Here is a 25,416-nt window from a genome sequence, read left to right as displayed (position 1 = left end):
CCGTGCCGGGCTGCCTCAGCGGCGGCCCGGCACTTCCCGGCGCAGGCTCGTGGCCAGCACCGCAGCCTGCGTACGCCGCTGCATGCCCAGCTTGTGCAGCAACCGGGAGACGTAGTTCTTCACGGTCTTCTCGGCCAGGAACATCCGCTCGGCGATCTGCCGGTTGGTCAGGCCTTCCCCGATCAGGTCGAGCAGCGCCCGTTCCCGGTCCGACAACCCGGCCACGGCCCGCGGCACGGCGGGCTCGTTCCGCAGCCGGGCCATCAGCGCCGCAGCGGCCCGGTTGTCCAGCAAGGACTTCCCGGCGCCGACCTGGCGCACCGCGGACACCAGCTCCATGCCGCGCACGTCCTTGACGACGTACCCGCGCGCGCCGGCGAGGATGGCGTCGAGCATGGCCTGCTCGTCGGTGTAGGAGGTCAGCATCAGGCAACGGAGCTCCGGCATGCGGGAACACAGCTCCCGGCACAGCTCGATGCCGTTGCCGTCCGGCAGCCGCAGGTCGAGCACCGCGACGTCGGGCCGCACCGCCGGAATGCGGGCCAGCGCCTCCCCCGCCGTCGACGCCTCGCCCGCCACCTCCAGGTCCGCCTCCGCCCCGACGACGTCAGCGACGCCGCGCCGGACCACCTCGTGGTCGTCGACGAGGAACACCCGGACCATGGCTCATCGATACCGGTCGCGGTCGCGCAGCGGGTCGGTCTCCAGCATCACGGCCTCGAACTTCTGCATGCTCACCGTGCTGATCAGGATCACGACCGGAACTAACAACATCAGCCACAACATGGTGCCTACCCCTGCTTTGCGTTCGTCGGGTGCGGTGCCGCGCACACCGCCGGAAGCCCTTCGTCAACCGGCTACCCCGGGCGGCGGAGCGCTAACCCGTCCCGCCATCCGGCGGAGACACGAATCACCTGCCCGCGGTGCCGCCGGGAGGTGATGTTGCGGACATCCCGGCCGCCCTCTTGACCTCCACCGCGGTCGAGGTCCCAGAATTCATTCATGGTTGAAAAAGGTGTCACCTTCATCAACGTCATCGAGCTGCCCGCCGACGAGGTGGACGCGTTCGTCGAGCAGTGGCGGGAACGCGCGAAGCTCATGCGGGACGCGCCGGGATTCCGGGACTCGCGGTTGCACCGGGCCCAGCTCCCGGACACCCGCTTCCAGCTCGTCAACGTCGCGCACTGGGACAGTGCCGAGGCGTGGGAAGCCGCCACCGCCGAACCCGGCTTCCGGGCGGCGATGCGCGGAGTGCCGGGCGCCGTTTCCCCGAACCCGGCCCTCTACGACGTCGTGGTGGAGTTTCAACGACCGTGAGTGGCAGCGGCTGACCGCAGCCCGTCACGCGGTCGCACCACCACCGGTACGCCGCTAGAATCGCGGACACGGCAAACACCCGCATTCGCGATGCGAATACGGGTGCCTGTCGTCGTACTACCCGAAGAACACCGGGCACGGACGGGAACTAGTACCAGTAGTTCCCGTCCGTTCCCGCATTTTCCGATCCGGCCGGCTCTCACCCAGAAAACCGTCCCGGGCCATCCGGAGTGCAGTCGGACCGCCGGGACTCTCGGCCGGATCAGAGTCGTTCCGGCGCGGAACCCCGTCCGGGATCCGGCCTCAGTTCTCGACCTCGGCGATGCAGGTGTCCGGGGCGGAGCCGGCTTCCTGCTGGGCCGCACCGGTCAGGATCGGGATATTCAGGCCCACGCCGTTGAGGGCGTCGGCCACCTGGACACCCAGGACGTTGACGTTGTTGTGGCAGACGCCGACGTTGTTGTCGTTGAGGACGTCGTCGACGTTGATCAGACCGATCTGACCGGTGTCGCCGCCGCCGTGGTGGTGACCCCATCCGCCGCCCTGGGCGGCGAAGGCCGGGGAACCGATCATCATGAAACCGGCCGCAGCAGCGGCGACAATTACGGACTTCTTGAGCACCTTATATTCCCCATCGACTCGACTACAGTTTCGCCGTGACGTGACTTCCGTCGCGAGCACGGCAGACATTATCAGCAGCACGGGCACGTCGAAAGCAAATCGGCGCGTGTTCCGGCATCACCCGGTCGATCGACGTTTCACCAGCACCTCACCGGGTGTTCCGCACCCGCATACGCGGTGTGCTGCGGTTATCCACTCCACACCTGTCCCGGAGTTTTCACCGACGGTTATCCCGCCCCGAACGGGTCGGGCCGGCCGCCACTAAACCCTCCGATCAGGTAGAGAAGCAGATACGGCGGGTGAAGGAAGGTGAGCCGGCAATTAGCCCGGCCGTGTGACGTACCGGCGAGTCATTCCCGTCCGTTTCACGAAATCCCGGCGGTCTCCCGGCAATCGGCACACCCGGCCGGCCCCAACGTGCGGAAAAGGCGCGCACGACAAAACACCCGCCTCCGATTCGGATGCGGGTGTGCGTCGTTGTCACTCGGACAACAGCGGGCGCGGGTGGGAATCAGTACCAGTGATTCCCACCCGCGCCCCTGATCAGCCGGACCGGGCCGGTCCGGCGTGCGGCCGGATCAGTTCTCGGCGTCGGCGATGCAGGTGTCCGGGGCCTCGCCCTGGTGGGCGTGCGAGACACCGGACAGCACCGGAACGGACAGGCCGGCGCCGTTCAGCGCGTCGGCCACCTGGACGCCGAGGACGTTGACGTTGTTGTGGCAGGCGCCGACGTTGTTGTCGTTGAGGACGTCGTCGACGTTGACCAGGCCGACCTGACCGGTGTCGCCGCCCTCGTCCCACGCACCCTGGGCCGCGAAGGCCGGGGAACCGATCATCACGAAACCGGCCGCGACAGCCGCCACAATTGCAGACTTCTTGAGCACCTTGTGATTCCCATCGACTCGCTTGCAGTTCTGCCCCGACGGGAGTCCCGTCACGAGCACGGCAGACGCTAGCAGCCCGCCGGCGCCGCCCGGCGACGATTTCGAGCCCACCGCGCGATCACCCGGACGAACGACGTTTCATTCCGTGCGGATCGGCCTTTTCCAACCCACACGTGTCGTGCGCTGCGATGATCCGGTAGTTTCCGTGCGCGCCTACTTCACAGAGCGTTATCACTGTGCGTGACAGCGCGATGTGCCGCGGCGAAACGCGCCTGATGCGGTACCACCGCGACCACGCACCGTCAGCGCATTCGATCATGAATTTAACCCGCCGGTGTGAAGTACCCGCGGATCACCTGGGTGTCAGGCGCCGCCGAAGCGCATCCGGAAGTCGCGGGCGACCAGGCTGATCACCGGCCGGCGGCCGGCCAGGAACGCCAGTGGACCGCTCGCGCCGACCCGCCAGGCCGCACGCGCCACCCCCAGCCGGGCGGTCACCCGCACCCGGCTGCGCCGGGGACCGCGTTGCCGCACGGAGAACGCCACGGGAAGCCGGACGGGCACCGTGCGGCGGCGGGTGAACTCCGCGCCCGCCAGCAGGTTCCCGTCCGCGTGGGCCGTTGCGGTGAAGTGCGGCTCGTCGGCCAGCGTGAACTCGGCGAGTTCCTTCGGGATGTGCCACAGGGCCCGGCCGCCGGCCAGGGACACCGGACTGTCCACCCAGATGTGCGGAATCGTCACCGACGGCAGGCCCCGCACCACCACGGTGACCATCAGCTCCCGGTAGGACAGCACACCGGGTGGCTGGTAGCCGGCCCACGCGGCGATCACGAACGCGCGCCCCGCGACGGTCAGCGGGCGCACCCCGGGCGGCAGCGCGGGCAGTTCGGCGGCGGGGACGCACCAGACGGAGGCGTGCATCCGGCCACGCAGGTGCCAGGGTTCGGGCGGGTATCCGGCCGGATCAACCATCGGGACCTCAGATCGGGGTGACGGGCAGGCGCAACGCACCGGGCGCGGCCGCCGGGACGACAGGGGTGCGCGGGGCGACCGGGTCCAGCCGGACGTAGGGCTCGCCCAGCGGGGGACGCCGGTCGGCCTCGCCCTTGTTGGGCCACAGCGCGAGCGCGCGCTCGGCCTGGGCGGTGATCGTCAGCGACGGGTTGACGCCGAGGTTCGCCGAGATCGCCGAGCCGTCCACCACGTGCAGCCCGGGATGGCCGTAGAGGCGCTGGTAAGGGTCCACCACGCCGGTCTCCGGTGCGTCCCCGATCGGGCAGCCACCGATGAAGTGCCCGGTGAGCGGGATGTTCGCGAAGTCGGTCCAGGCGCCCTGGGGCACGCCGTCGATCTTCTCCGCCACGCGGCGGGCCACCTCGTGGCCGTGCGGGATCCACGCCGGGTTCGGCGCACCATCGCCCTGCCGGGTGGTCATCCGGCGACCGAACAACCCGCGGCGCGTGTAGGTGGTGACGGAGTTGTCCACGCTCTGCATCACCAGCAGGCCGACCATCTGCTCCGACCACCGGCGCGGGTTGTGCAGGCGCGGCAGCTCACGCCAGTGCCGGGCGAGTTCCCGCAGGCCCCGCACCCACCGTCGCTGCCGCCCGCGGCCATCGGTGCCGTCGGGTCCGTCAGTGCCGTCGACGAGCACGGTGGCGAGCAGGCTCATCAGGTTGCTGCCCTTGCCGTACCGCACGGGTTCGATGTGGGTGACGTCGTCGGGGTGCATCGAGGAGGTGATCGCCACGCCGTCGGTGTAGGCGGCGCGCCGGTCCCGCGACCGCACCGCGAGGATCGCCTCCGAGTTGGTGCGCGACAGGTGCCCCAGCCGGTGCGACAGCTCCGGCAGCGAGCCGCAGTCACGCAGCCGGTGCAGCAGCCGCTGCGTGCCCAGCGCGGATGCGGCGAACACCACCTGCTCGCAGGTGAACGTCCGGCGGTGCCGGCGCGAGCCGGTGCGAACGGTGCCGACCTCGTACCCGCCGCCGGGCCGCGGGCGGACGTCCACCACCGTGGTCAGCGGGTGCACCCGCGCCCCGGCCAGCTCGGCGAGGTGCAGGTAGTTCTTGACCAGGGTGTTCTTCGCGCCGTGCCGGCAGCCCGTCATGCATTCGCCGCAGTGCGTGCACGTCCGGCGCGGCGGGCCGGCGCCGCCGAAGAACGGGTCCGGCACCTCCTGGCCGGGCCGCAGGCCGCCGGTGGCGAACAGCACCCCGACCGGGGCGGGCCGCACCGTGTGCGCGATGCCCATGTCCTCGGCCACCTCGCGCAGCACCCGGTCGGCGCGGGAGGTGCCGGGGTAGGCGGTGACACCGAGCATCCGCTTGGCCTGGTCGTAGTACGGCGCCAGCTCGGCGCGCCAGTCGGTGATGTGCGCCCACTGGCGGTCCGCGTAGAACGCGGGCGGCGGCTCGTAGAGGGTGTTGGCGTAGACCAGTGAGCCACCGCCGACCCCGGCCCCGCTCAGCACGAAGGTGTCGCGCAGCAACGTCAGCCGCTGGATGCCGAAGCAGCCCAGCGCCGGAGCCCACAGGTACCGGCGCAGCCGCCAGGACGTCCTGGCGAACTCGTGGTCGGCGAACCGCCGTCCCGCCTCCAGCACCCCCACCCGGTAGCCCTTCTCGGTCAGGCGCAGCGCGCTGACGCTGCCCCCGAACCCCGAGCCGATCACCACCACGTCGTAGTCCGGCTCGCCGGTCATGCCGCCTCCTCGCCGGTGAGCGCCCGGTAGTCGCGCAGGTCCAGTCTCCGCGTCCGCCGCCGGTACCGGGTGACCGTGCCCGGCCAGTTGTTGACGATCCGGCCCGTCTCGGTCCGGTACCAGCTGGCGCAGCGGGTCCACACCGAGCGGGCCAGCCGCCGCTGCAGCACGCTGTCGAACCGGGCGGCCACCTCCGGCTTGACGTCGAGCGCGGCCCCCGGCCGGCTCGCCAGCGCCCGGACCGCCTGGACGATGTAGCGCGCCTGCGACTCGAGCATGAACACGATCGAGTTCCCGCCGAGGTTGGTGTTCGGGCCGTAGGCGAGGAACAGGTTGGGAAAACCCGGAACCGTCATGCCGAGGTAGGCCCAGGCGCCGTCCCGCCACCGCTGCGCCAGATCGATGCCGCCGCGCCCGCGGACCGTCATCGGGACCAGGAAGTCGGTCGCGTGGAACCCGGTGCCGTAGACCAGCACGTCCGCCTCGTGCACCACGCCGTCGGCGGTGCGCACACCCGCGGGGAGGATCTCCACGATCTTCTCGGTCGCCACGGTCACGTTCGGCCGGGTCAGGGCCGGGTAGTAGTCGTTGGAGAACAGCGCCCGCTTGCAGCCGGGCGGGTAGTCCGGCGTGAGTTTGTCCCGCAGCTGCGGGTCCGGTACCTGCCGGGCCAGGTGCCGGGTGCCGAGCCGGCCGAGGAACCACCGCACGAGCGGCACGTCGACGAGCCCGAGCGACAGCAGCTCGCACACCAGCCAGATGCGCAGCCGCTCGATCTTCTGGGTCACCGGCAGGCGCCGGAACAGCCGGCGCTGCCACCGCGAATAGGCCACGTCGTTCTTCGGCACCACCCACGGCGCGGACCGCTGGAACACCGTCACCTGCTTCGCGACCCGCTGCAGGTGCGGCACGAACTGGACCGCGCTGGCACCGGTGCCGATCACCGCGATGCGCTTGCCCGCCGGGTCGCAGTCGTGGTCCCAGTTCGCCGAGTGGAAGGCCGGGCCGCGGAAGGAGTCGCGGCCGGCGATCTCGGGGATCGCCGGGCGGGACAGCTGGCCCACGGCCGGGACCAGCACGTCGGCCTCGATCACCTCACCCGCCTCGGTGTGCACGCGCCACCGCCGGGAGCTCTCGTCGAACTCGGCGGAGGCGACGCCGGTGCCGAAGCGGATCCGGTCGGTCACGCCGTACTCGCGGGCCACGTCCTCCAGGTAACGCTTGATGGCGGGCTGGAGGGAGAACCGCCTCGGCCAGTCCGGGTTCGGCCGGTGCGAGAACGAGTACAGCGGCGACGGGATGTCGCAGCCCGCACCGGGATAGGTGTTGGCCCGCCACACGCCGCCGATCTCCTCCGCCCGCTCCAGGATGGTGAAGTCCGCGAACCCGGCGCGGACCAGTTCGGTCGCGACGGCGAGGCCGCCGAAACCGGCACCGATGATCAGGACGGACGGCCGTCGGCCGGTGGTGGTCGATACCATGCTGCTCCTCGGTGCCGGTGGTGCTACTCCACAGTAGGGTGCTCGGTGCGCGGAACCCCAGAGACCAGCGGCCAGGAAATCGAGAGTTCCGGACACCCCGGGTGCATACTTCCGGCCATGGCTGAGCTGCTGCCCGTCGCCGTGCGCGACTGGAACTTCCCCCGGGGTATCGCGAGCGCGGCGTTGCTCGTGCGGTTCGGCGCCGAACGCGGAGTGTCCCGGGAGGCCCTGCTGCGCGGGACCGGGCTGTCCCCGGCCCGGCTGGACGACCCGGCGGCGCAGGTGGACGCGCACCAGGAGCTGGCCGTGGCGCGCAACCTCGTGCGGGAGCTCGGAAACCCGCCGGGCCTGGGGCTGGACGCCGGGGTGCGCTACCGGGTCACGACCTTCGGCGTGTTCGGGTTCGCCTGCATCAGCAGCCCGACCCTGCGCGACGCGATCGGCTTCGCGTTGCGCTACCTCGACCTCAGCTTCATCTTCTGCCTGCCGGTCGTCGAACTGGCCGAGGACGAGCTGCGGTTCCGGCTGCGCGACGACGGCCTTCCGCACGACGTGCGCCGGTTCCTGCTGGAGCGCGACGCCAGTGCGATCCACACCGTGCTGCACGACCTGCTGCCGAGTGGTCTGCACCTGCGCAGTGTGGACTTTCCCTTCCCCGGGCCGCCGGATCCCGCGGGGTACGCGGAGGTGTTCGGTATCCACCCGGGCTTCGACGCGCCGGCGCACCTGGTCACCCTCGATCCCGCCGCCCTCGGGCAGCCACTGCCGCAGGCCAGCGAGCACACGGTCGCCCTGTGCGAGGCGCAGTGCCGTGACCTGGTCAGCCGCCGACGCGCCCGTTCCGGCATCGCGCATCAGGTGCGGGACAAGCTGATCCGCGTCGGCGGCACGGTGACCATGGACGAGGTGGCGCTCGAGTTCAACATCAGCACACGGACCCTGCGGCGGCGCCTGGAGGACGCCGGCACCAGTTTCCGCGGGCTGCTCGACGAGGTCCGCCAGACCCTGGCCGAGGAAATGCTCGCGACCGGCGCACTGACGGTGGAAGACGTGGCCCTGCGGCTGGGATACGCGGAGGCGTCCAGCTTCATCTACGCGTTCCGCCGCTGGACCGGGACCACCCCCGCGCGGTACCTGCGGAGCGGGACGCGCCACTGACTTCGCGTCCGACGCCGGCCCATCGGCGCGGTTCGAGGTGTCAACAGCGGAATTCCGGGTAGATCAAGGGCCTCTTCAGCTCGCGAGGAGGCCGCACATGATCACGCTGCTCCAGCCCGCGCGCGCGGCGGGCGACACCATCCGCATGGCGACACGCGAACACCTGCTGCTGGCGATGCTGGACATCCCGCGGCTGGTGCGGCATCCGATCTGGCGGCCGCACGATCCGCGGGAGGGCGCCGGGCTCGGTGTGCTGCTGGTGCCGGGTTTCGGCTTCGGCGACCGCAGCATGACGCTGGCCGGGGCCTGGCTGAAAGCGCGCGGCTACCGCCCGGCCGGGGCCCGGATCGGGTTCAACGTCGGCTGCACCACCGCACTGGTCGACCGGCTCGTCGCCCGGCTCGAACAGCACGCCACCGACACCGGTCGTCGCGTCGTCCTCCTCGGGCAGAGCCGCGGCGGCTGGCTGGCGCGGCTGGCCGCGATCCGCCGCCCGGATCTGGTGCGCGGCCTGGTGATGCTCGGCAGCCCGGTGCTCGACCCGCTGGGCGCGCACCCGAAGGTGGTGCGCGTGGCCCGCCTCCTCGCCCGGCTGTCCACTTTGGGCATTCCCGGGCTGATGGACACCGACTGCTTCACCGGCCCCTGCTACGACGCGAACATCAAGGCCCTCGCCGCGCCCCTGCCGCGGGAGGTTCCCGCGCTGGCGGTGTACTCGCGCGCCGACGCGATCGCGCCGTGGCAGCTGTGCCTGGACCCGTACGCCGAATGCGTGGAGGTGCGCAGCTCGCACACCGGAATGGGACTGGACCCGGACTTCTACGTGGCCGCGGCGCCGCGGCTGGCCCGCTGGGCGCGCGCCGGCGCCGGCACCGAGGAACTGCCGGCGGCGTGCTGAGCCCCGTCCGGCAGGATCGGGGCATGACGGACTGGGCACGCCCGATCGGCACCGGATGGGTCCTCGACGCGCCGCCCGCCGGGCCGGACGTGGACGAGTTCGCCGACCCGGTGGAGATCGCGGCGGCGCTGGCGGCGGACCCCGGCGACTCGCTGCTGGCGGTGCAGCACCCGCACCGGCTGCCGGGCGGCCGGTCGCTGGAGGAGTCCCTGCCGGCCGCGCGGGCGATGCTGGACCGGTTGCGGGCCCGGGACTACCGGCCGGTGCGGGACGTCGTCGCGCCGTACCGGATCAGCGGGCCGGACGGGACCGCGGCGGGAGTGCTGTGCCTGGTCGACCCGTCCGCGGTCGGCGCCCGGATCCGGCACGGTGAAGAGGTCTACACCGGTGTCGTCGCCGAGCGGGCGGCCGCGCTGCGGGCGCTCGGCTGCGCGACGAGCGCGGCGATGCTGGTGCCGGTGTCCGGCGACGAGCTCACCGCGGCGGCCCTGGGCGCGGCGCGGGGCGCGCCCGCCGTGGAGGTGACCGGCGGCGGCCGCACGCACCGGCTGTGGCTGACCGGTCCCGGCGTGGAGCAGGACCGGCTGCTCGCCGCCGTGCGCGCCGCTCCCCTGCTCGTCGCCGACGGCAACCACCGCGTCGCGGCGGCGGCCGAGGCGGGCAGTCCCCTGCTGGCGCTGGTGACCGCCGGCCCGGACCTGCGGATCGGCGCGATCCACCGGACGATCAGCGGTACCGGGCTGACCGTGGCCGCGCTGGCGCGGGTCTGGCGGCGGGCCGGCCTGACCGTCCGGGAAGCGTCCGATGTGGACACCCCGGTGCCGGGCAGCACGGTCGTGACGGGCCGCGGCGGCACCCTGCTGGTCGAGCTGCCGCCGGGCGAACCCGACCACGCCGTGGTGGAGAACCTGTTGCTCGCCAAGACACTCGGGCTCGACCCGGAAGGCCCGCACGTGCACCCTCTGCCCGCAGGCCACCCGCCGGGGCCGGGCACGGACGCCGTGCTGCGGCTGGCGCCCGTGCCACTGTCCGAAGTGCTCACCGCGCACGCGCAGGGCCGCCGCATGCCGCGCAAGAGCACCTACTTCACCCCGAAGCCACGCAGCGGGCTGCTGCTCGCCGCGCTGGGGGGATGAGTCAGGCCGGCACCGGGCCGTCGGCCCGCACGTTCCCGGCGCCGTGCACGCACCGGCCGCCGACGAAGGTGGCCAGGACGCCGATCTCGCTGATCCGCGCGCTCGGCACGGTGGTCGGGTCGTCGTCGAGCAGCACCATGTCCGCCCACAGCCCGGGCGCGAGCCGGCCCCGCTCGTGCTCCTGGTGCGACGCCCACGCCGGGTGCGCGGTGTAGGCGCGCAGCGCCTCCGTCCCGTCGACCCGCTCGTCCGGGCTGAGGACCACGCCCGCGCTGGTCGTGCGCTCCACCATCGAGCGCAGCCCCGCCAGCGGGGCGCCGACCCCGACACACGGCCGGTCGGAACTGCCCGGCACCCGCAGCCCGGCCGCCACCAGCGACTTCTGGCGGTACAACCACGGCACCCGGGACGCGCCGAGCGCCTCGGCCATGGTGTCGCCGATCTCGTACAGGAACCGCGCCTGCGGTACCGGCACCACCCCCAGCGCGACCAGCCGCGGCAGCTGGTCGGGCCGCACCATGGCGGCGTGCTCGATGCGGTGCCGCACGTCCGGGCGCGGGAGCACCCGCTGGGCCTCCTCGAACGCGTCCAGCGTCAGATCGATGGCCCGGTCGCCGATCGCGTGCGCGGCGACCCGCCAGCCGCTGCGGTGGGCGGCGACGATGGTGTCGCGCAGCACCTTCGGGTCGTCCTGCAGCACACCGAGGCCGCCGTGCGAGCAGAACGGCTCGGTCAGGGCGGCGGTCCGGCTGCTCAGCGCGCCGTCGGTGAAGATCTTCATCGGGCCGAGCCGGAGGAACTCGTCACCGAACCCGCTGCGCAGGCCCAGATCCACCCCGATCGACCCGGTGTCGGCGGGGTTGCCACCGAGGGGGTGCAGCACCTCGCTGGCCGGCATCAGCTCGACCCGCACCGGCAGGGCGCCGCGGGCACGCGCGAGCTGGTAGGCCGACGCCTCGGCCGGGCTGTGGCCGATCCAGCCGCCGCCGATCCCGGCCTCGGTCACCGAGGTCAGGCCCTCCGTGACGTACACCTTCGCGGCCCGCTCGATCGCGGCCGCCAGCTCCTCCACCGGGTAGGGCTTGACCAGCGCATCCACCAGCTGCTGTGCCTGCTCGGCGAGCAGCCCGGTCGGGACGCCGTCGTCGTCACGGGCGACCACCCCGCCCTCGGGCACGCGCACCGCGGCATCGAGCACCCCGGCCTGCTGCAGGATCGCGGAGCTGACCGTGCACATGTGCGCCGACCGGTGCTTGAGCCACACCGGACGGCCGCCGCCGGCGCGGTCCAGCGCGGCGCGGTCGGGGTGGCCGCCGAGGACGAAGTCGTCGTACTTCGAGCCGATCACCCAGGCGTCGGCGGGCAGTTGCGCGGCGCGCGCGGCGACGGTGTCGTAGAGCTCGTCCAGGGTGCGGCAGACCGACAGGTCGATCTCGGCCAGTGACAGGCCGTACCAGACCATGTGGTTGTGCGCGTCGGCGAACCCGGGCGTGAGCACCGCGCCACCGCCGTCGATCACGGTCCGGGCGGCCAGCCCCTCAACCTCCTCGTCGAGGCCGACGATCCGCCCGTGCAGCACGCCCACGGCGTGCGCCCGGGGACGGTCGTCGGACACGGTCAGCGCACGTACGTCGCGCACCAGGAGATCGAGCACAGCGGATCCTTCCGGTCGGGGCCGTTCCCTGCAGGGTAGGGGTCCCGGCCGCCGGACCGCACCCGTCCCGGCCGTGGCGTATATGTCGTTATACGTCAGTCCGGGACTCGCGGTAGGCGTTCACCGAATCGGTCAGCCCACGTAACGTCGCGCGCAGCTCCTCCAGACCGGCTGCCGGCAGGCCCATCGCCGTGCCGACCACCCCGGGCAGCGGGGCCGCCATCGCCCGCAGCTCGTCCCCCTTGCCGGTGAGCCGGATGCACACCGACCGCTCGTCGTCGGCGCGCCGTTCACGGCGCACCAGCTCGAGCTTCTCCAGACGCTTGAGCAGCGGCGACAGCGTGCCGGAGTCCAGCGACAGCGCCCGGCCGAGCTCCTTGACCGAGAGTTCGCCGTGCTCCCACAGCGCCAGCATCACCAGATACTGCGGATAGGTGAGCCCCAGCTCGTCGAGCAGGGGACGGTACAGCGAAGTCACCGCACGCGAGGCGGCGTACAACGCGAAGCAGACCTGATCGTCGAGTCGTGGTGCGTCCTCGGCCATGCCTCCACCTTCCCGCCGGAGTACGACACTCGATCTTCCCCCACACCAGGTCGCCTGCCATTCCGGGGTGACACATACCATATCAGGCAATTAAGTTGTGCACAATCTGGTTTGATGCAACCGAATGGCCGGACCGCCGGCCCCGCACACAGTCAGGAGAGCGCCATGACCGCCAACCCGCACAACCTCGCCCTCGAACCCGCCGCACAGGCGTTCGCCGAGGCGACCGACAACCCGCCGTACCTGTTCCAGCTTCCGCCCGAGGAAGGCCGCAGGGCCGTCGACGAGGTTCAGTCCGGGGAGATCGCCAAGCCGGACGCCGACATCGAGGACCGCACCATCGACGGCGGGCCGACCGGCCAGGTGCGGCTGCGCATCGTGCGTCCCGCCGGCGCCACCGGCACCCTGCCGGTCGTGCTCTACATCCACGGCGCGGGCTGGGTGTTCGGCAACAGCCACACCCACGACCGGCTGATCCGCGAGATCGCGGCCGGTACCGGCGCGGCGGTCGTCTTCCCCGAATACGACCGCTCCCCCGAGGCGCGTTATCCGGTCGCGCTCGAGCAGAACTACGCCGCCGCGCAGTGGATCGTCGCCGAGGGCGCGGAGCACGGACTCGATGCGAACCGCCTGGCGATCGCCGGCGACTCGGTCGGCGGGAACATGACCGCGGCCGTGACGATCCTGGCCAGGCAGCGCGGCGACGTCACCTTCCGCCAGCAGGTCCTGTTCTACCCGGTCACCGACGCGAGCTTCGACACCGCCTCGTACCGGGAGTTCGCCACCGGCTACTTCCTGGCGCTGGAGGGCATGAAGTGGTTCTGGGACCAGTACACCACCGATGCGGCGCAGCGCGCGGAGATCACCGCCTCGCCGCTGCGCGCGAGCCTGGACGAGCTGGCCGGGCTGCCCCCGGCGCTGGTGATCACCGCGGAGGCCGACGTGCTCCGCGACGAGGGTGAGGCATACGCGAACAAGCTGCGCCAGGCCGGCGTCCCGGTCACCGCGGTGCGCTACCAGGGTGTCATCCACGACTTCGTGATGCTCAACGCGCTGCGCGAGACCCCGGCCGCCGAGGCCGCGATCAGCCAGGCGGTGTCGGTGCTGAGGAAGGCACTGCAGGACTGAGGTGCGCAGGGATCCGGTCGGCGGTGCCGCGCGACCGTCCACAGCGGCCACGGGCGTCCGTCCGGATCGGACGGACGCCCGTGGGTGCCTCAGTAACCGCGGTAACCGCTGCCCTGGGACATGCTCTTCAGCCCGGGGTGACCGGCGAAACTGCCGTAGCGGTCGAAGGTGTAGCGCACCCCGGCGATGATGTTGTCCACCGGGTCGAAGATGTCGTCGTGCCCGGGCAGCTTGTTCGCCTCGAAGGTCGAGTCGATGCACTGCATCAGGCCCTTGGACGGGTGACCGGCGATCCAGTTGCTGTCCCACCGGTTCACCGCCTGCGGGTCGCCGCCCGACTCCTTGTCGATGATCGTGCGGATGGCCCGCACATCACCGGCACCCACCGGCATGCCCTGCGATTTCATCACGCGCAGCGCCTCGTTGACCCAGCCGGCGAGCTGGTCGCCGCTGGTGTCGAACACCTCCGGCGGGGGCGGTGGTGGGGGCGGTGGAACCGGTGCCGCGGCGGGGGTTTCCGCGGCGGCCGGCTCCGGGTGGGCGGGGCGGGCCGGGATGTCCAGGACGGACGCCGGGGTGCTCACGACCCAGGTCGACGGCGGCCCGAGGACCGGAGCGACATGTGCGGCGTCGGCGACCGGGGCGGTCTCGGCGGCGGGCACCGGCGGCGCGGGATCGCCGCCGGTGCTCGCCATCGCGAGCGGGCTCGCGGACCCGGCCACCGACATCACGAGCAGGCCCGCGGAAACGGACGTGCGCGCGGCGAGGCGACCGGAGTTCTTCAGTTTTGCTGCGTGTCGGGGACGGTGCCTGTCCGGGGGAAACAGGACCAGTGGGCGGGGAAAACGGGTTTTCGAATTATGGCATCCCATGAACGGGAGGTCTCCTTGCTCGGACGTTCGTCCGCGCCGACCCTGTCGGGGGCCAGGCCGGCGGGGGCCACGGGTGAGGAGAACGGGGGATTTCTCGGGGTCACCACGAGGCCTCAGCCAGATTACGAACGAGCAACGGAGATATCACCAAACGGTGACTGAACCCACAGTTTAGGGGTGCCAAGGGCAATCTATTTGAACCGTGTTCGCGCAGCTCGGGCACGGTTTTTGCCCTCGGTGACGGAGCTGCTACTCGACCTTGTCGAGAGCTCCACGGGAGCGGCCCGATACGAATTCCATCGCCCGGGTCTCCTTCGCCATCGCCACTCCGATCACGGTGAGCAGCCCGGAAAGGATCATGTAAGCCGCCAGCGGCCAGATCGACTGCGCCCAGGCGAACAGGGCCGCCGCGATGAATGGCGTGGGACCGCTGAAGAGCATACTGCCGATCTGGTAACCGACCGCGGAACCGGTGTAACGGAGCCGCGTTTCGAACAGTTCGAGCAGGAAGCTCGCCTCCGGGCCGTACAGCAGCGCGTGCAGTACGGAGATCGCCAGCACCAGCGCCACCAGACTGGGCAGGAAGTGCCCGGCGCCGAGCAGCCAGAAGACCGGGAAGGCCAGGATGACCGTCAGGACGGCACCCACCGCCATCACCGGGCGACGGCCGTAGCGGTCGGCCAGGACCGCCGACAACGGGATCGTCACGACCTGCAGCGCGGCCGCCACGATCAGGGCGAGCAGCATGCCACCGCTGCCGGTCCCCCGGTCCGCGGCGTACTTCAGGCCGAACACCGAAGCCATGTAGAACACCACGCTGTTCCCGGCGTGCGCCAGCAGCGCGATGACGACCGACTTCTTCGCCGTGCGCACGAGCTCGAGTGCGGGGAACTTGGCCACCTCACCGCGCTCGCGCACCGCCTTGAAGGCCGGCGATTCGTCGATGCGCAGGCGCACGTAGAGGCCGATCACGACCAGGATCGCGCTCGCGATGAACGGCAGCCGCCATCCCCAGCTCATCATCGCGTCGTGCGGCATCAGGCCCACGAAGTAGAAGACCGCCGAGGACATCACCAGTCCGGCCGGGATCCCGACCTGCGGCCAGCTGCTGAAGAACGCACGCCGGGACGGGGGCGCGTGCTCGGCCGCGAGGAGGACCGCGCCGCTCCACTCCCCGCCGACGGCGAGACCCTGCAGCATGCGGGTGACGACGAGCAGGATCGGCGCCCAGACGCCGATCTGCGCGTAGGTCGGCAGCAGCCCCACGGACGCGGTGCCGACGCCCATGATCAGGAGGCTGAGCACCAGCATCCGCTTGCGGCCGATCCGGTCACCGAAGTGCCCGAACAGCATGCCGCCGAAGGGGCGCATGAAGAACGCGACACCGAACGCGGCGAACGCGGCGAGGGTTCCGGCCAGCGGATCCAGTGCCGGGAAGAACAGCTTGTTGATGACGAGGGCCGATGCCGTGCTGAAGATGAAGAAGTCGAAGTACTCGATGCAGGTTCCGATGAAGCTCGCGAGCGCGATCCTCCGGATCGGCACGGTGGCTTGACCGTGCGCGGTGTCGGTAGTCATCCTGCCGCCTCTCTGTCTGCCAAGGTTGGCGGCGAGTGTAGAACAATATAACCTGGCTCACAACGCCTGACTTCGACAGGAGAACTTAATGTCCGACATTTACCCGGAGCGGGTCGGTTTCGTGGGCGCCGGCCGGATGGCGCAGCCGATGATCCGGCGGCTGGCCGCGCACGGCAAGCACGAGATCGGGGTCTACGACCGCGATCCCGCCGCCACCGAGCGGCTGACCGGACTGCCGTCGGTGACCGTGCACCGCGATCCGGGCTCGCTGTTCGAGGCCAGCGAGCTCGCGATCCTCAGCCTGCCCGGGCCGGCCGCGGTCGAGGGCACGGTGTCCGAGCTGCTCGCCGGGCGCACCCCGGAGCGGCTCACGATCGTGAACACCTCCACCTCGGGGATCGTGACCAGCAAGAAGTGCGCCGAGCGACTGGCCGGCACCGGTGTGCAGCTCGTCGACGCCCCGGTCAGCGGCGGGATGGTGGCCGCCGAACGCGGCGCCCTGACCTTCATCGTGTCCGGCCCGGCGGAGGCGGTGCGCACCGCACGTCCGGTGCTCGAGCTCCTGGGCGAGCACCTGTTCGACGTCGGCCGCGAGCCCGGGCTGGCCCAGGCCGTCAAGAGCGCGAACAACATGCTCGGCCTGTCCGCCCTGCTGGCCACCGCGGAAGCGGCGGTCGTGCTGACCCGGCTGGGCGTCGACCTCGCGCAGGCGATCGACGTCTTCAACGCCAGCAGCGGCCGCAACTCCGCCACGCTGGAGAAGTTCCCGCGGGAGGTGCTGACCGGCCGGTTCGACTTCGGGTTCAGCTTCGCCTCGGTGGTCAAGGACCTGAGCCTGTTCCTGGAAGCGGCGCGGGACGCCGGCCTGGACCCCGCCGTGGCCACCCACGCGCACGCCGCGTGGCAGCAGGCCGCCGAGGACGGGTACGCGGACCTCGACTGCACCCGGGTGGTCCAGTACGTCGCGGGGGACCTCGGCGCGGAATCCACCGTTGACTAACCGGCAGTCCGGTTCCTAGTCTTCGAATGTCAGACAATTAGCTTGAGGGAGGGCCTGTGCCGACACCTGGGAACCCCAAACCGTGGTCCGGCGTGATCCCGGCGGCGGATCTGGAGACCTTCGGCCGCGAGTTCGCGCCCGAAGACCGGCCGCTCACGGCGGGCACGTCGCCCGCGCTCGTGGTGGTGGACATGACGAAGGCGTTCGTCGACTCCACCTACCCGACCGGTTTCTCGCCCACCGGCCGGCCGGCCCTGGCGGCGAACGCGGAACTGCTCGCCGCGTCGCGGCGAGCCGGCATCCCGGTGTTCTTCACCAAGGCCTACGCCGAACCCGATCACCGCCCCCGGCCGGCCGAGCGCGGCCGGTGGAAGCTCAACCCGCGGCCCGTCCCGCTCCCCGACGGCACCCCGCCCGGCGATGCGCTGCCCCCGGAGCTCACCCCGCTCAACGACGAGATCGTCATCAACAAGGGCGGCAAGCCGAGCGCGTTCTTCGGCACGCCGCTGGCGTCCTACCTGATCCACGCGGGATGCGACACCGTCATCGTCACCGGGATGACGACCAGCGGCTGCGTGCGCGCCACCGTCCTGGACGCGTTCCAGTACAACTTCCACGTCGTCGTGCCGTTCGAATGCTGCGCCGACCGCAGCCAGATCTCCCACCAGGTCAACCTGTTCGACATGCACATGAAGTACGCCGAGGTGGTCAGCACGAGCGAGACCATCGAGTACCTGGAGTCGGTCCGCCACGCGGCCCAGCCGGTGCCGGTACCCTGACCGCCGCCTGACCTCCCTCGGCACCGGCCCGTCCCCGGGGTGCACGCCGGGATCTGCCTGACATTTGCCGATTAGGTAAGTCGCAGACCGCAGGGCAAACTCTCACCCATTTGCCAAGTGCCGTACATTTGCAGATGGGACGCGTGCACCTCGGGAAGGGGATCGGACACATGGAGCTCGGGGAGAAGATTCTCCGCCCGCGTGAACAGGTCGAGCAGGCACTGAAGAAGGCGATCCTGAGCAGCAAGCTGGGCACCGGCGAACGCCTGCCGTCGGAGGCCGAGCTCGCGCGGCAGTTCGGCGTCAGCCGCCCGACCATCCGCGAGGCGTTGTCGTCGCTGCAGATGCAGGGACTGATCCGCCGCGTGCCCGGCGCGGGCGGCGGCAGCTTCGTCCAGCCCGTGGACCACCAGTCCCTCGGCGAGGTGGTGCGCGCCTCGATGCAGAACCTCGTGCGGCTCGGCAGCGTCAGCTTCGAGGAGGTGTCCCTGGCGCGCCAGCACCTCGAGGTCCCGTGCGCGGGGCTGGCCGCCGAGAACCGGTCCGCCGAGGACCTGGAGGAGCTGCGCCAGGTGGTGCGCGAGCAGAAGACGCGCTCGGTGGACGACCCGCTGATCGCCGAGCTGGACATGCGCTTCCACACCATCATCGCCCGGATGTCGGGCAACCGGGTGCTCGCGTCACTGGTCCACGCGCTGCACCACGAGTCGGAGCCGGTGCGCTACCTCGACCTCTCGCCGGAGGTCGGACGCCACACGGTGGCCCAGCACCAGCGGATCGTGCAGGCGATCGAGGCGCAGGACCGGCAGGCCGCGGAAGCGGCGATCAGCGAACACCTCGCCTACCTGCGGGAGCACATCAGGGCCGCGCTCGCGGACCAGCCGGCCGGCGGAAACGGCCGGCCGGCCCCGGCGGGGGTCTGAACCCGGACTCCCCCGCACCCAACGGCATCACGAGTGCTTGACCCCGTCCTGCTAATGTCTGACAATTGACGCATTGTCAAATCGGTCAGACAGGAGATGGGATGGTCAACCCCACCGTCGTGAGCTTCCCCGAGTGGGACCACATGCTCGCTGCCGCAGCCGACGTGATGCGCGGACCGGACGAGGCGACCCGCCGGCGCCTGGAGGCGTTCTTCGCCCCCGAGGTGGTCGATCTGGACGCGCTCTTCGCCGCGGGCCACATCCCGGACGCCGCCATCGACATGCCGGCCAAGGGGGACACCGGCTACGCGCCCGACCCCGGCACCCGCGTGCTCGTCGTCCGCCGGACCCGGGTGGACCGGCAGCTGCTGGACCGGCTGCCGCAGCTGCGGCACGTCCAGAAGCTCGGCGAGCGGCGGGACACCATTGACGTCGCCGCGGCGGGCGAGCGCGGCATCACGCTCGACTTCGTGCCCCGCCCGGCGCTGGAAGCGACGGCCGACCACGCCGTGCTGCTCGTGATGGCGGCGCTGCGGGAGCTGCCCCGGCTGGACCGGACCACCCGGGAGTCGACCGTCGCGGCCGGTTCCGCCGAACCCGGATCCACCGCCTACAACTGGCCCGGTGTCGCGTTCGGACGGACGTTGTCCGCGAGCACCGTCGGCATCATCGGACTCGGCGAGGTCGGGCTGCTCGTCGCCCGGCGCCTGCGCGCCGCCGGCGCCCGGGTGGTGTGGACCTCGCTCCGCGGCCGTCCACAACGGACGGTCGACGGCCTGGAGTACCTGCCGCTGGACGACCTGCTCGCCGAAAGCGACGCGGTGAGCCTGCACATCCCGAGCACGGCGGACAACCGTCACGTCGTCGACGCCGCCTTCCTCGGCAAGATGCGGGCCGACGCGGTGCTCGTCAACGTCTCCCGGGGACTGCTCATCGACGAGCACGCCCTGGCGCAAGCCCTGCGCCGCGGCGAACTCCGCTTCGCCGCCCTCGACGTCCACGGAAGCGAACCCGTCCCCGCGGACAACCCGCTCCTGGACTCCGAACGGGTCATCCTGACCCCGCACGTCGCCGGCGGCCCGCGCTCGCTGATGACCCAGGAGCTGCTGGACCTCAGCCGTGGCGTGAGCCGCGCCCTCGCGGCCGGACGCGAGGTCGCGCGGTGAGCGAGGCGCAGGACTACATCGACGAGCTGGCGCGGCGGCGGGGGTACGCGTTCCGGCTGCACAAGATCCTGGCCGGCGCCGACCTCGACCTGCTCAAGGCGATGGACGGCATGGTCGCGCAGGCCTACCTCACCGAGCGGCGGCTGGACAAGCGCACCAAGGAGCTGCTGTTCATCCTGAGCCTGACGGTCATGCGCGCCCCGCACACGCAGATCGTCACGCACATCAAGCTGGCCCTCGCCGCGGGGGCCACGCCGGAGGAAATCCTCGAGGCGATCGAGATCGCACTGCCCGAAGCGGGCATCGTGGCCTTCCAGGGCGGTGTGCAGGCGTGGGCCGAGGTCGTCGGCGCACCCGAGCTCGAACCCCGCACGGAATGACGAACGGCTGTGGCGGGACCGGCCGGCCGGTCCCGCCACAGCCGTGTCGCGGTTCAGCCCAGGAGTTCGCGGAGCTTGAACTTCTGGATCTTCCCGCTGGGCGTCATCGGCAGCTCGCCGAGCACCTCCACCCGCTCCGGCAGGTAGTGCTTCGACAGCCCCCGCGCGAGCAGGTACTCCCCCAGCGTGCCCACCGTGAGTTCCGGGCGCCCCGGCCGGAGCACCAGGACCGCGCAGACCCGCTCCCCCAGCCGCGGGTCGGGCAGGCCGACCACGGCGGCGTTGAGCACGTCCGGGTGATCGAAGATGAGGGACTCCACATCGGTCACCGGGATGTTCTCACCGCCGCGGATGATGACGTCCTTGCTGCGGCCCCGCAAGGAGAGCCACCCGTGCTCGTCCACGCTCGCCCGGTCCCCGGTGCGGAACCACAGACCCGGCAGGTACGCCTCATCGGTGGCGTCGGGCCGGTCGTAGTAGCCGTGCACGACCCCCGGGCCGCGCATGACCAGGTCCCCGACCTCCCCCGCGCCGACCTCCGTACCGGTCGCGTCGACGATCCGGACCGCGGATCCGGCGAACACCGACCCGTCGGTGCGCAGGATCGCCTCGCCCTCCGCCGGGGTGCAGGAGGTGAGGATGCTGCACTCGGTCATGCCCCACGCGGGGGCGACGTAGGCGCCGAGCGCGGCAGCGGCCTGCGCCGGCAGGTTGCGGGGAACCGGGGCTCCGGCGATCACCAGGCAGGTCAGCGGGCACGCCGGGTCGCCGGCGAGGTCCGTGCGCAGCATGTCCTGCAGGAAGGTCGGCGCGCCGAAGAAGGTGGTCACGCCCTCCTCGCGGATGATCCGCGTGCCCCACTCCGGGTCCCAGCGGTCGACGTGCACACCGGTGCCGGCGAGCAGCGTGGTGAACAGGATGCCCCACTCGAACCCGGTGTGGTGGCCGGCCGGCGAGGCGACCAGCTGCACCATCGGCTCGCCGAAGACCTTCGCCCCGATGTGGTTCGCCTGCTGCCGGGCGGAGTAGATCAGCGTGTTGTGGCTGTGCATCGCACCCTTGGGCTCGCCCGTGGTGCCGGAGGTGAAGCCGAGGTAGCAGATCCGGTCCGGGTCCGGGTCCGGGAACGTCCGGGTGGGCACACCGGCGTGGTCGGCCCACCGCGACTCCCCCGGGCCCAGGTCCGAGCCGTCCTCGTCCAGGACGAGGATGTGCTGCAACGCGGGCAGCTCGGCCCGCAGGGCGCGGGCCATCTCCAGGTGGTGGGTGCTGCGCCAGCGGCGCGGGATCACCAGCACCTTGGCCTTGCTGCGGCGCAGGATCGCCGCCGCCTGCCGGGGGCCGTAGGCCACCGGGATTCCCGCGTAGATCGCGCCGACCTCGTTGATGCCGAAGACCAGTTCCGGGTACTCCACCCAGTTCGGCAGCATCACGACCACGGCGTCGCCCACACCGACACCCAGGTGGGCGAGCACGCTGGCGACGTGATGGGCACCCTCGTCGAACTCCCGGTAGGTCCGGGTGACCCGGCTGCCGTCGGAGCGGCGGCCGACCAGCGCGATCCGGTCCGGATGGGCCTGCGCGGCCTCGGTCAGCAGGGACCGCACGGAGCGGTCCTCCCACCAGCCCTCGGCGCGCCACCGTGCCGCGGTGTCGTCGTCGATCGGTGAGTACTGCCCGTCCAGTGCCGCCGCCAGCGGCCGGCGGACCGGGAGTGTCGTCATCGCGCGTCCCTTCTCGAAGCGGTGGCGGTGCGGGCCGGCGTGCCGTGGGTACCGGCGGCGGCCCGCAGGGAGACCGCGTCGCGGAGCCGCCGTTCCACCGGGTACTCCGCGAGGTAGCCGTACCCGCCGTGCGCCTGCACGGCCGCGGCCGCCACCTCGATGGCGGCGTCGCAGCACTCCCGGGCCACCGCGAGCGCCGCCAGCTCGTCCGGGACGGCGGACGTGACGGCGGCCAGCGCGGCCGCCGTGCGGGCGGCCTGCTCGAACAGCGACATCCGCACGACCGGGATGTCGTGCAGCGCCCGGCCGAACTGGTGGCGCAGGGCGGTGTAGCCGGCCGCGTCGTCGGCGGCGGCACCCGCGATGCCGGTGGCGACCGCCGCCGCGCCGAGGAGGAGCCGGCGGCGAGCGGCCGCGGCGGCGACGCCGGTGAGCTGGTGCACCTCGCCCGCACCGGCCGCCACGTCCAGCGCCACGGTGAGCGCGCCACCGAGACCGGTGCGGCGCAGCGGGGTCGCCTTGGTCACGGCGGGCGGGACCAGGAACGCCTCGTCCGCGCCGGTCAGGACCAGCAGGTGCGGCGATCGCGCGGCAGCGTCCACCCGGTCCACGGCTCCGGAGAGGCTCTCGCCCTGCCAGGCGAGCCGGACGTGGGCGGCGTCGCCGTCGACGACGGCGATGCCCGCCTCACCGGCGTGGATCGCACCCACCAGATCCGCGAAGCGGGGATCCGCGCCGAGCACGTCCACCGCGGCGTGCGCCTGCACGGCGGCCCAGCCGAGGGCGGGCCAGGACCGGCCGAGCCGCTCGAACGCGACCGCGGTGGTCATCCACCCGGCACCGCCGCCACCCGCGGACTCGGCCGTGCCCAAGGTCCACACGCCGAGGCCGGCGAGCTCGCGAACCAGGGCGGCGACCGTCTCGGGGGCGTCGTCGGCCGGCGCGACCGCCCGGTCGGCGGCGACCGCGTCCAGCAGGGACACCAGATCTCGCTGCTCCTCGTCGAGCAGGGGGCCGCGCCAGGTCATGACCAGAAGCTCTCGGACTTGGGGCTGCGCCGCTCGGCGAAGGCGGCACTGACCTCGTGCGCCTCCCGCGTCTGCAGGTAGAGCGTCAGCTGCTGGTCGTGCGCCATCCGCGCCTGACCGGAGACCCCGTTGTGCCGCGCGGAGAACGCGGCCTTGAGACCGCCGATCGCGAGCGGGCTGCGGCTGGCGATCTCGTGGGCGACCTCGGCGGCCCTGGCCGGCAGGTCCGCCAGCGGGACGACCTCGTTGACCAGTCCCATCGCCAGCGCCTGCGCGGCGGTGTACTTGCGGTTGAGGTACCACATCTCCTTGGCCCGCTTGCGGCCGATGGTGTCCTCCAGGTACCACGAGCCGTAGCCGGCGTCGAAGCTGCCGACCAGCGGGCCGACCTGCCGGAACACCGCGTTCTCGGCCGCGATCGTCAGATCGCACACGTTGTGCAGGACGTTGCCGCCGCCGACCGCGAACCCGTTGACGGCGGCGAGGACCGGCTTGGGAATGGTGTCGATCGCCTGGTAGACGTCCACGATGGGCAGCACCTGCGACTGGTCGAGCGAGGTCACCGGGTCGTGCTCGCCGCCGATGCAGAAGAACTTGTCGCCGGCACCGGTGAGGACCGCGGCGCGCAGCGCCGGATCGAGGCGGAACCGCTGGAGGGCGTCGAAGAGTTCCAGACAGGTCTGGTGGCGGAACTTGTTGCCGTTGCCGGGCCGGTTGATCGTGATGGTGAGCACCGGGCCGTCGGTGCTGACCAGGATGTCGTCATAGCTCATCGTCAACTCACTCCTCCTCGGTTGCCGCTGCCGCGGTGCGGAAGCCTTGTCCGGTCTTGTCGCCGAGGTACCCGGCGGCCACCATCCGGCGCAGCAGCGGTGGTGGCGCGTACCGGCCGTCCCGGGTGGCCGCGTACAGGGCCTCGGTGGTGCGCAGGTGCTCGTCGAGCCCGATCCGGTCGAGTGTCTCGAGTGGACCGCGGCGGTAGCCCAGGCCGAGCTTCAGGGCGACGTCGATGTCCTCCGCGCTCGCCAGTCCGTCGTCGAACTCCTGGACGACGTCGTTGAGGTAGGGCACGAACAGCGCGTTGAGCAGGAACCCGGGCCGGTCGTCCACCACGACGGGCTGCACGCCCTCCAGCGAGCCGGCGAAGGCGACCAGGGCCTGCACCAGCGCGTCGGCGGTGCGCAGGGCGCGGACGACCTCGGCCACGCCGATGCCGGACACCGCGTCGAGGAAGTGCAGCCCGGCGACGCGTTCCGGTTCCGGTACGCCGGCCGCGAGCTCGGTGACCGACAGCGTCGCCGTGCCGGTCACGATCGGGATGTGCGCGCCGACGACGGCCGCGATCTCGGCGAGCAGCTGCTTCGTCCCCGCGGCGTCCCCGGCGCTGAACTCCAGGACGAGATCGGCGTCGGCGAGATCGGTGACGGTGCCGATCACCTCGCGCCCGGAGGCGGTCACCAGCTCGGCGATCGCGGTGGCCACCGGCCCGGAGCCGAGCAGGCCGACCCGTTTGAAGTCTGCTGTGGACTCACTCATGCCCTACTCCTCAGGACCCGAACAACCGGGTGTCGTCGTAGTCGTAGAACCCGCGGCCGGTCTTGCGGCCCAGATCGCCCGCGGCGACCATCCGCTCCACCATCGGCGGTGGGAAGAACCGGTCGTCGCGCAACTGCTCGTAGAGCCGGGTGGACACCTGCTGGTGGATGTCCAGCCCGACGATGTCGAGCAGCCGGAACGGGCCCATCGGGTGCCCCAGCGCGCCCGGCACGGCGGCGTCGATGGCCTCCTTGGTGGCCCAGCCCGCTTCCAGCGCCCGGATGCAGGAGTTCTCCCACGGGATGAGGAACCGGTTGACGATGAACCCGGGCCGGTCCTGGGTCACGACGCTGGTCTTGCCCAGCGAGGCGAGGAACTCCACGGTCGCCCGGTGCGCCCAGGTGGCGGTGTGCCGGCCGTCGGCCACCTCGACGAGCTTCATCAGCGGCGCCGGGTTGCAGTAGTGGGTGCCCACCACGCGCTCGGGCCGGCGGGAGCCGCTGGCGATGCCGGTCACCGACAACGTCGAGGTGTTCGTGTGGAACAGGGTCGAGTCGGACACGATGTCGTCGAGCCGGCCGAAGGTGTCCTTCTTCAGCGCCAGGTCCTCGAACACGGCCTCGACCACGACGTCGCACGGCGCCAGATCGGTCAGCTCGGTGGTGCCGGACAGGCCGTCCTTGGCGGCCTGCGCGGCGCCGGCGTCGAGCTTGCCGAGCTGGACGCTCTTGTCCAGGAACCCGCGGACGGTGCCCAGGCCGCGCTGGAGGTTGGCCTCGTCGATGTCGAACAGGATCGTGCGGTGCCCGGCGCGCGCCATGACGGTCGCGATGCCCGAGCCCATGGTGCCGGCGCCGAGGACGGCGACGGTCTTGCTCTCGTTGCTCACTCGTTCTCCCGGGGTG

At 71.7% G+C, this 25,416-nt stretch carries 25 protein-coding genes; 10 read left to right on the top strand and 15 right to left on the bottom strand.

The window, feature by feature from the left end:
- Positions 1–15: 15 nt before the first annotated feature.
- Positions 16–663, bottom strand: coding sequence for a response regulator (locus tag FHX45_RS01355; RefSeq protein ID WP_167096212.1), 648 nt, complete (start codon positions 661–663; stop codon positions 16–18).
- A 339-nt stretch (positions 664–1,002) separates the two neighbouring features.
- Here FHX45_RS01355 and FHX45_RS01350 point away from each other — a divergent pair, with 339 nt between their 5' ends.
- On the top strand, positions 1,003–1,317 hold the full coding sequence (locus tag FHX45_RS01350) for an antibiotic biosynthesis monooxygenase family protein (RefSeq protein ID WP_167096211.1): 315 nt from the start codon (positions 1,003–1,005) through the stop codon (positions 1,315–1,317).
- Between the two features lie 303 nt (positions 1,318–1,620).
- Here FHX45_RS01350 and FHX45_RS01345 read toward each other — a convergent pair whose 3' ends face one another.
- From FHX45_RS01345 to FHX45_RS01325, 5 genes are all read right to left on the bottom strand, one after another.
- Positions 1,621–2,025, bottom strand: a complete 405-nt coding sequence (locus tag FHX45_RS01345; RefSeq protein ID WP_341771301.1) for a hypothetical protein — start codon at positions 2,023–2,025, stop codon at positions 1,621–1,623.
- Positions 2,026–2,516: 491 nt separating this feature from the next.
- The gene (locus FHX45_RS01340) at positions 2,517–2,801 is read right to left on the bottom strand and encodes a hypothetical protein (protein ID WP_424923783.1); all 285 of its coding nucleotides are present in this window, start codon (positions 2,799–2,801) and stop codon (positions 2,517–2,519) included.
- A 384-nt stretch (positions 2,802–3,185) separates the two neighbouring features.
- Complete coding sequence (locus FHX45_RS01335; protein WP_167096209.1) at positions 3,186–3,794, bottom strand: acetoacetate decarboxylase family protein; 609 nt, start codon at positions 3,792–3,794, stop codon at positions 3,186–3,188.
- Between the two features lie 7 nt (positions 3,795–3,801).
- Positions 3,802–5,526, bottom strand: a complete 1,725-nt coding sequence (locus FHX45_RS01330; protein WP_167096208.1) for a GMC oxidoreductase — start codon at positions 5,524–5,526, stop codon at positions 3,802–3,804.
- Positions 5,523–7,007, bottom strand: coding sequence for a flavin-containing monooxygenase (locus tag FHX45_RS01325; RefSeq protein ID WP_167096207.1), 1,485 nt, complete (start codon positions 7,005–7,007; stop codon positions 5,523–5,525). Before FHX45_RS01325 ends, FHX45_RS01330 begins: the two co-directional genes overlap by 4 nt.
- 117 nt (positions 7,008–7,124) lie before the next feature.
- Here FHX45_RS01325 and FHX45_RS01320 point away from each other — a divergent pair, with 117 nt between their 5' ends.
- The 3 genes from FHX45_RS01320 to FHX45_RS01310 all read left to right on the top strand — a co-directional run bounded on the left by FHX45_RS01320 (position 7,125) and on the right by FHX45_RS01310 (position 10,199).
- Positions 7,125–8,165 carry an AraC family transcriptional regulator gene (locus tag FHX45_RS01320; protein ID WP_167096206.1) on the top strand — a complete coding sequence of 347 codons (1,041 nt, stop codon included), beginning with the start codon at positions 7,125–7,127 and terminating at the stop codon, positions 8,163–8,165.
- 97 nt (positions 8,166–8,262) lie between these two features.
- Entirely contained in the window at positions 8,263–9,063 is an 801-nt protein-coding gene (locus FHX45_RS01315) for an alpha/beta fold hydrolase (protein WP_167096205.1), read from the top strand.
- Between the two features lie 23 nt (positions 9,064–9,086).
- Entirely contained in the window at positions 9,087–10,199 is a 1,113-nt protein-coding gene (locus FHX45_RS01310; protein WP_167096204.1) for a DUF1015 family protein, read from the top strand.
- Position 10,200: 1 nt separating this feature from the next.
- On the opposite strand, the gene FHX45_RS01305 is transcribed toward FHX45_RS01310, so the two are convergent.
- Together FHX45_RS01305 and FHX45_RS01300 are read right to left on the bottom strand one after the other, a co-directional pair.
- On the bottom strand, positions 10,201–11,853 hold the full coding sequence (locus FHX45_RS01305) for an amidohydrolase family protein (protein WP_167096203.1): 1,653 nt from the start codon (positions 11,851–11,853) through the stop codon (positions 10,201–10,203).
- A gap of 88 nt (positions 11,854–11,941) precedes the next feature.
- On the bottom strand, positions 11,942–12,397 hold the full coding sequence (locus FHX45_RS01300; RefSeq protein WP_167096202.1) for a MarR family winged helix-turn-helix transcriptional regulator: 456 nt from the start codon (positions 12,395–12,397) through the stop codon (positions 11,942–11,944).
- A gap of 165 nt (positions 12,398–12,562) precedes the next feature.
- Between FHX45_RS01300 and FHX45_RS01295 the strand changes: the two genes are divergently transcribed.
- Positions 12,563–13,525, top strand: a complete 963-nt coding sequence (locus tag FHX45_RS01295; protein WP_167096201.1) for an alpha/beta hydrolase — start codon at positions 12,563–12,565, stop codon at positions 13,523–13,525.
- A gap of 89 nt (positions 13,526–13,614) precedes the next feature.
- Here the strand turns inward: FHX45_RS01295 and FHX45_RS01290 are convergent, their stop codons facing one another.
- Together FHX45_RS01290 and FHX45_RS01285 are read right to left on the bottom strand one after the other, a co-directional pair.
- Positions 13,615–14,253: a transglycosylase SLT domain-containing protein gene (locus FHX45_RS01290; protein ID WP_243868901.1), complete on the bottom strand. Its 639-nt coding sequence runs from the start codon at positions 14,251–14,253 to the stop codon at positions 13,615–13,617.
- A 393-nt stretch (positions 14,254–14,646) separates the two neighbouring features.
- Positions 14,647–15,975: an MFS transporter gene (locus FHX45_RS01285; protein WP_167096199.1), complete on the bottom strand. Its 1,329-nt coding sequence runs from the start codon at positions 15,973–15,975 to the stop codon at positions 14,647–14,649.
- 88 nt (positions 15,976–16,063) lie between these two features.
- Here FHX45_RS01285 and FHX45_RS01280 point away from each other — a divergent pair, with 88 nt between their 5' ends.
- The 5 genes from FHX45_RS01280 (at position 16,064) to FHX45_RS01260 (ending at position 20,223) form a co-directional block, all read left to right on the top strand.
- A complete protein-coding gene (locus FHX45_RS01280; RefSeq protein ID WP_167096198.1) occupies positions 16,064–16,975 on the top strand; it encodes an NAD(P)-dependent oxidoreductase in 912 nt (303 codons plus the stop codon).
- Between the two features lie 56 nt (positions 16,976–17,031).
- Positions 17,032–17,754 carry an isochorismatase family protein gene (locus FHX45_RS01275; protein ID WP_167096197.1) on the top strand — a complete coding sequence of 241 codons (723 nt, stop codon included), beginning with the start codon at positions 17,032–17,034 and terminating at the stop codon, positions 17,752–17,754.
- A 134-nt stretch (positions 17,755–17,888) separates the two neighbouring features.
- Positions 17,889–18,677 carry a FadR/GntR family transcriptional regulator gene (locus FHX45_RS01270; RefSeq protein ID WP_243868900.1) on the top strand — a complete coding sequence of 263 codons (789 nt, stop codon included), beginning with the start codon at positions 17,889–17,891 and terminating at the stop codon, positions 18,675–18,677.
- A 101-nt stretch (positions 18,678–18,778) separates the two neighbouring features.
- The gene (locus FHX45_RS01265; RefSeq protein WP_167096196.1) at positions 18,779–19,843 is read left to right on the top strand and encodes a 2-hydroxyacid dehydrogenase; all 1,065 of its coding nucleotides are present in this window, start codon (positions 18,779–18,781) and stop codon (positions 19,841–19,843) included.
- On the top strand, positions 19,840–20,223 hold the full coding sequence (locus FHX45_RS01260) for a carboxymuconolactone decarboxylase family protein (RefSeq protein WP_167096195.1): 384 nt from the start codon (positions 19,840–19,842) through the stop codon (positions 20,221–20,223). The genes FHX45_RS01265 and FHX45_RS01260 overlap by 4 nt, the downstream gene beginning before the upstream one ends.
- A gap of 53 nt (positions 20,224–20,276) precedes the next feature.
- Here the strand turns inward: FHX45_RS01260 and FHX45_RS01255 are convergent, their stop codons facing one another.
- From FHX45_RS01255 to FHX45_RS28520, 5 genes are read right to left on the bottom strand one after another with little or no spacing between them, the layout of a single operon-like run.
- Positions 20,277–21,947: an AMP-binding protein gene (locus FHX45_RS01255; protein WP_167096194.1), complete on the bottom strand. Its 1,671-nt coding sequence runs from the start codon at positions 21,945–21,947 to the stop codon at positions 20,277–20,279.
- Positions 21,944–22,975, bottom strand: coding sequence for an acyl-CoA dehydrogenase family protein (locus FHX45_RS01250; protein WP_167096193.1), 1,032 nt, complete (start codon positions 22,973–22,975; stop codon positions 21,944–21,946). Before FHX45_RS01250 ends, FHX45_RS01255 begins: the two co-directional genes overlap by 4 nt.
- Positions 22,972–23,748, bottom strand: coding sequence for an enoyl-CoA hydratase-related protein (locus FHX45_RS01245; RefSeq protein WP_167096192.1), 777 nt, complete (start codon positions 23,746–23,748; stop codon positions 22,972–22,974). The genes FHX45_RS01250 and FHX45_RS01245 overlap by 4 nt, the downstream gene beginning before the upstream one ends.
- A 7-nt stretch (positions 23,749–23,755) precedes the next feature.
- Positions 23,756–24,511 (bottom strand): 3-hydroxyacyl-CoA dehydrogenase family protein, encoded by a 756-nt coding sequence (locus FHX45_RS01240; protein ID WP_167096191.1) that lies wholly within the window; start codon positions 24,509–24,511, stop codon positions 23,756–23,758.
- 10 nt (positions 24,512–24,521) lie between these two features.
- Positions 24,522–25,400 (bottom strand): 3-hydroxyacyl-CoA dehydrogenase NAD-binding domain-containing protein, encoded by an 879-nt coding sequence (locus tag FHX45_RS28520; protein WP_167096190.1) that lies wholly within the window; start codon positions 25,398–25,400, stop codon positions 24,522–24,524.
- Between the last annotated feature and the right edge of the window lie 16 nt (positions 25,401–25,416).

Source organism: Amycolatopsis granulosa, from assembly GCF_011758745.1.
GTDB lineage: Bacteria > Actinomycetota > Actinomycetes > Mycobacteriales > Pseudonocardiaceae > Amycolatopsis_E > Amycolatopsis_E granulosa.
This window is presented reverse-complemented; position numbering and strand designations above follow the sequence as displayed.